This is a genomic window from Arhodomonas sp. KWT (assembly GCF_010993615.1).
In genome coordinates, this window is record NZ_WNXE01000160.1 from 1 (window position 1) to 5,363 (window position 5,363).

Sequence of the window (5,363 nt, forward strand, 5' to 3'; positions counted from 1 at the left end):
AGCCGGATGTTCGACGCCCTGGCGGCGGAAGGGATCAACATCCAGATGATCTCCACCTCCGAGATCAAGGTCTCGGTGGTCATCGACGAGAAGTACCTCGAGCTCGGCGTGCGTGCGTTGCACCGGGCGTTCGAGCTGGATAACAAGGAGGGCGAGACGGTTCGCGTGGAAGGCGAGCCGCAGTAACGCCTCAACGAACGGGTCGTTCCGCCGTCCGGCATGGATCGCCGATGGACGGCGTGACGCTCGTGTTTTTCAGGTTCACTGTGTACAACGAGAGTATCGGCAGCTCGCGAAACCCTGCCGACCGCGATGGCGGGACATGACAGGGGGGCTAAGGGGGGCCGTTTCGGCAAGGAGGTGATCAAGGAATGTTGATTCTTACACGACGAGTCGGGGAAACGCTGATGATTGGCGACGATGTCACCGTGACGGTGCTCGGCGTCAAGGGCAATCAGGTGCGTATCGGCGTTAACGCGCCGCGGGACGTATCCGTGCATCGCGAGGAGATCTACGACCGCATCCAGCACGAGGACGAACCGGGCGCCCAGGACGAGAGTGCCGGCGATAGGGACTGAACCGGGTTTACGCAGCGGGGCAATTTGCGTAAGCTTTGCCCCCGTTGTCGCCGACGCGGCATAGCCCCCGGAGAGATGGCCGAGTGGCTGAAGGCGCTCCCCTGCTAAGGGAGTATGGGCTAACGCCCATCGAGGGTTCGAATCCCTCTCTCTCCGCCAGATATGAAGCCCGGCAGGGTCTGCCACCCCTGCCGGGCTTTTTTCGTTTACGCCCGCCGTCGCGGCGCGGGTGCCGCCGTGACTAACCCGTTCCGGATTAGTAAGTTGGCAGGGCGGCCCATGTGGCGGGCCCGACCTTCGGCAGGGAAGGGGATAACGGTGAGAACAGGACTGCTGCGCTGGTTTCGTGACGTCGTACTGCTCCTCGTGCTGGCACTGGCCGCCGGTACAGCCGCCGCACAGGTGGGTGCCATCGCGCCCGGCGGCGGTGGCAACACGTCCGCGGAGCAGGAGGGCGGGCCGGACTATGCGGCGCTCGCGGACATGCTCGAGGACAAGCAGGCCCGCGAGCAGCTGATCGGCGAGCTGCGCCGTCTGGCCCGCAAGCAGCAGGGAGGCGGTGGCCCGGAGGACGAAGGCGAGTCCGGTGCCATCGCGCCGGACAGCCCGGTCGCACGCATACGCTCGCTGCCGCAGCGCGTCGCCTCGGTTACCGAGGCCGCGGTGCATGGCGTGATCGAGCGTGTCTCCAGCGCCGCCACCGCCGTTGCCGCTGCGGCGACCGCGCTCTGGCGGCCGGGTCGGGATTACGGCGAGCTGCTTCGCGGCGTGCTGCCCTTCGCGGGCCTGGTGGTGGCGACCTTTGTCATCTTCTCCGTGCTTCGCCGGCTCGCGGCGCCGCTGTACCGGCGCGTCGCCTCGTGGGCGGCGGCGGGCTACCGGCGCCGCCCCGGCCGGGCACTGACCGGAGTGGTCGTGGGCGTGGCGGTGGACGCGCTGACCATCGTCGCAGCGGCGATCGCGGCCTACGTCATCGCGTTGTCCCTGCCCGGTGGAGGTGACCGGCTTCCCCACTGGGCGGCGCTGTTCGTCAACGCCTTCGTCGTGGTCGAAGGGCTGCGGGTGGTCGTACGCGCGGTCCTATCGCCGCGTTTCGACGGCCTGCGCCCGGTGCCGCTGGCAGCGGAGCAGGCGCGCTACGTCTACGTGCGTGCGGGTCGGGTCATCGCCTGGCTCGGCTACGGCCTGCTGCTGGCCCTGCCGCTGGCGAACCGTCACGCCACGGTGGCGGAGACGGAGCGCACGGTGGGACTCGTCGTCATGGCGGTGGGGTACCTGTACGTGCTGGTGCTGGTGTTCCGGCACCGGCGCTCGGTCGGCGGCGTGATTCAGCGCGCAGCGGCCCACGCGCGTACCGGTCCGGGACGGGCCCTCCTGGGGGGGCTGGCCCGGACCTGGCATCTGATCGCCGCCGTCTATGCCACGGTGCTGTTCGTGGGCGGTCAGGTCGATCCGGCGGGGACCCTGGCCTTCGTGGTACGTGCCACGGGCATGAGCCTCGCGATGGCCCTGGCGGGGCTGCTGGCGGCGGACGCCCTCGGCCGGCTCAAGCGCCGGCACATCCGACTGCCGGAGGACTGGCAGCGGCGCATGCCGATGCTGGAGCATCGCCTGAATGCGTACGTACCCGCGATGGTGAGCGCCGCCCGCGGGGTGGTGACGTTCATCGTGGCCCTGGGGGTGCTGGATGCGTGGTCGGTAATGGATATCGGCGCGTGGTTCGACTCGCCGTTCGGCCTCGCCGTGATCCAGGTGGCGGTCCGTGTGGCGATCACGCTGCTTATCGCCGCGGCGGTATGGGTGGCCATCGCCAGCGTCATCGAGCATCGCATGAGTCCGGAGACCGGGACCGGCGAGCCCAGCGCACGGGAGAAGACCCTGCTGGCACTGTTCAGCAACGCGGCGGTGATCGCCATCGTGGCGATGACGGTGATGATCACGCTCTCCCAGATCGGTATCAACATCGGCCCGCTGCTGGCCGGTGCCGGTGTGCTCGGACTCGCCATCGGCTTCGGTGCCCAGAAGCTGGTCCAGGACATCATCACCGGTGTGTTCATCCAGCTCGAGAACGCCATGAACACCGGGGACGTCGTGACGATCTCGGGGGTGACAGGCACGGTCGAGAAGCTAACCGTGCGCTCGGTGGGGGTGCGCGACCTCGCCGGCACGTACCACCTGATCCCGTTCTCGTCGGTGGACAACGTCGCCAACTACATGCGCGGCTTCGCCTACCACATGGGCGAGTACGGCATCGCCTACCGCGAGGACATCGACGAGGCCATCGCCTCGCTGCGCTCGGCGTTCGAGGAGCTGCGCAGCGATGCCACGCTGGGCCCGGAGATCCTGGAGGACGTGGAGATCGACGGCGTCACCGCGCTCGCCGACAGCTCGGTGAATATCCGCGTGCGCATCCGCACCACCCCGGGCAACCAGTGGGCGGTGGGGCGCGCCTACAACCGCCTGGTCAAGCGTCACTTCGACGGCGCCGGCATCGAGATCCCGTTCCCGCACATGACGATGTACTTCGGCCAGGACAAGGACGGCTCCGCACCGCCGGCGAACGTGGTGCTCGGCGAGACCTCGACCGTCACGCGGCGGGATACCCGTCAGGACACACCGGCGGAGAACCGCCCCGAGGACCTCGGCACGAGCACCTCCGGGCCGGATGCGCCCGGGGACGGGCGCTGACGCCGCGCCGACGATGGTTCAGTGGTGGCGTGCGGGGCCCTCGCGGAGGGCGTCGCGGGCCTCCCGGGCCTCCGGGTCGTGGGGCAGGCGGCGGGGCCGGGCGAGCCACTCACGGCCGCGGAGCATGAGGTTGAAGTAGATGCCGGGCATCCATTTCTCCTTGAGCATCCACATGCTCCAGCGGGGCACCGTCGGGTCCAGCGGGAACGTCGGCAGCAGCTTGCCGCCGTAGCCGAACTCCGCGAGGATCACCCGGCCGCGGGCGACGGTCAGCGGGCAGGAGCCGTAGCCGTCGTAGACGGCGCGGCAGCGCAGCCCGTCCAGGGTGGCGATGACGTTCTCCGCCACCACGGGTGCCTGCTTGCGCACCGCCGCGGCGGTCTTGGCGTTGGGCGCGCCACAGGCGTCGCCGAGGCCGAAGACGTTGCCGTAGCGCACGTGCTGCAGGGTCTCCGGGTCGACGTCGATCCATCCGCCGGCATTGGCGAGCGGGCCCTCGCGCACCACGTCGGGCGCGGTCTGGGGCGGGCAGACGTGGAGCATATCGAAGCCCTTGTCCACCAGCCGCTCGTTGCCACTGGCGTCCTGCACGCGGAAGCGCGCGGTCCGCGCCGGGCCGTCGACGGCGACGAGGTTGCTTTTGAACGCCAGGTCGATGCCGTAGCGCTCGACGTAGCGCATCAGCGGCGGCACGAACGTCTCGACGCCGAAGAGCACGGCGCCGGCGTTGTTGAACTCCACGTCGACGGCGTCGAGGACGCCACGGCGACGCCACTCGTCGCAGGCCAGGTACATCGCCTTCTGGGGCGCACCGGCGCACTTGATGGGCATGGCCGGCTGGGTGAACAGCGCCCGCCCGCCGCGCAGCCCCTGGATGAGCTCCCAGGTGTAGGAGGCCATCTCGTAGCGGTAGTTGGAGGTCACGCCGTTGCGGCCGAGGGTCTCCGACAGGCCCTCTATGGCGTCCCAGTCCAGCCGGATGCCCGGGGCGGCGACCAGCGTCCGGTAGCTCAGGCGCTCGCCGTCCTCCAGTACCACGCGGTTCTGCCCCGGCTCGAAGGCCGCGACCGCGGCCCGGATCCAGCGCGCGCCCGCGGGTATGAGCTCGGCCATGGGGCGGACGGTCTGCTCGCGCTTGAAGACACCGCCACCGACGAGTGTCCAGCCCGGCTGGTAGTAGTGCTGCTCCCGGGGTTCGATGACCGCGATATCCAGCGCCGGACGCCGGGCCAGCAGGCTGGCGGCGGTGGCGAGGCCGGCGGCACCGCCGCCGACGATGAGCACGTCGTACCGGCGGCCGTTGCCGGTGGCCGTGGCCTCGCCGGCGGTGCCCGCGGACCAGGCCGCTTCCAGCCGCGGACGCAGGCCGGAGAGGTCATAGCCGGCAGCGGCGCAGGTGGCAAGCACCGCGTCCGGCGCGAGGTGGCGGGCCTCGTTCAGGGCCCAGAGGCTGGTGGAGCGTGAGCCGGTGCGGCAGAAGGCAACCACCGGGCCACGGGCATCGGCGAGGACCGTCGCGAACGCGCGGACGTCGTCGTCCGTGATCTGACCGGAGACCACCGGGACGTAATGATAGGCGATGCCGAGGCGCTCGGCGGCCGCCCCCAGCTCGGCACCGGCGGGCTGGTCCTCGCTCTCGCCGTCGGGGCGGTTGTTGACGACGGTCTGCACGCCCTCGGCGGCGAGCGCACCGAGGTCGCTGGCACGGAGCTGGGTGGTCACCGCATAGAACGGCGACAGCGGTTTTCTCGTCTCCACGGTCTCTCTCCTCCCCGCCGTGGAACGCGCGGCTCAGAGCGCGTTCAGCGGTATCCTGATATAGCGCACGCCGTTGGACTCCGCTGGCGGAAAGGCGCCGGCGCGCATGTTGATCTGAACCGACGGCAGGATCAGCCGCGGCATGTCGAGCGTGGCGTCCCGTTCCGTGCGCATTCGCACGAATGTCTCCTCGTCCACGCCGTCGTGGACGTGCACGTTGGCGGCGCGCTCCTCGGCCACGGTGGTTTCCCAGCGGTACTCGTCCCGGCCCGGGGCCTTGTAGTCGTGGCACATGAACAGCCGGGTCTCGCCGGGCAGCGAGAGCACGCGGCGAATGGA

4 protein-coding genes, 1 tRNA gene and 1 pseudogene are annotated in these 5,363 nt (G+C 69.9%); 4 read left to right on the forward strand and 2 right to left on the reverse strand.

Features of this window, described 5'->3' with window-relative positions:
* The 4 genes from G7A99_RS15620 to G7A99_RS15635 form a co-directional block, all read left to right on the forward strand.
* A partial coding sequence (locus tag G7A99_RS15620; protein WP_163141796.1) for an ACT domain-containing protein occupies nt 1-186 on the forward strand: 186 nt, incomplete at its 5' end.
* 185 nt (nt 187-371) lie between these two features.
* Nucleotides 372-578, forward strand: coding sequence for a carbon storage regulator CsrA (gene csrA, locus G7A99_RS15625; protein WP_163141799.1), 207 nt, complete (start codon nt 372-374; stop codon nt 576-578).
* 69 nt (nt 579-647) lie between these two features.
* Nucleotides 648-737 (forward strand) — tRNA-Ser (locus G7A99_RS15630).
* A gap of 159 nt (nt 738-896) precedes the next feature.
* Nucleotides 897-3,266, forward strand: coding sequence for a mechanosensitive ion channel domain-containing protein (locus tag G7A99_RS15635; RefSeq protein ID WP_163141802.1), 2,370 nt, complete (start codon nt 897-899; stop codon nt 3,264-3,266).
* 18 nt (nt 3,267-3,284) lie between these two features.
* Here G7A99_RS15635 and G7A99_RS15640 read toward each other — a convergent pair whose 3' ends face one another.
* Both G7A99_RS15640 and G7A99_RS15645 read right to left on the reverse strand, forming a co-directional pair.
* A complete protein-coding gene (locus tag G7A99_RS15640) occupies nt 3,285-5,024 on the reverse strand; it encodes a bifunctional protein tyrosine phosphatase family protein/NAD(P)/FAD-dependent oxidoreductase (RefSeq protein WP_163141805.1) in 1,740 nt (579 codons plus the stop codon).
* A 33-nt stretch (nt 5,025-5,057) separates the two neighbouring features.
* Nucleotides 5,058-5,363 (reverse strand): annotated as a pseudogene (locus G7A99_RS15645) (MBL fold metallo-hydrolase); the annotation flags it as partial.

What these genes read in the sequence shown, in the direction of transcription:
- csrA (WP_163141799.1), top strand. Translation starts at nt 372, where the DNA reads ATGTTGATTCTTACACGACGAGTCGGGGAAACGCTGATGATTGGCGAC.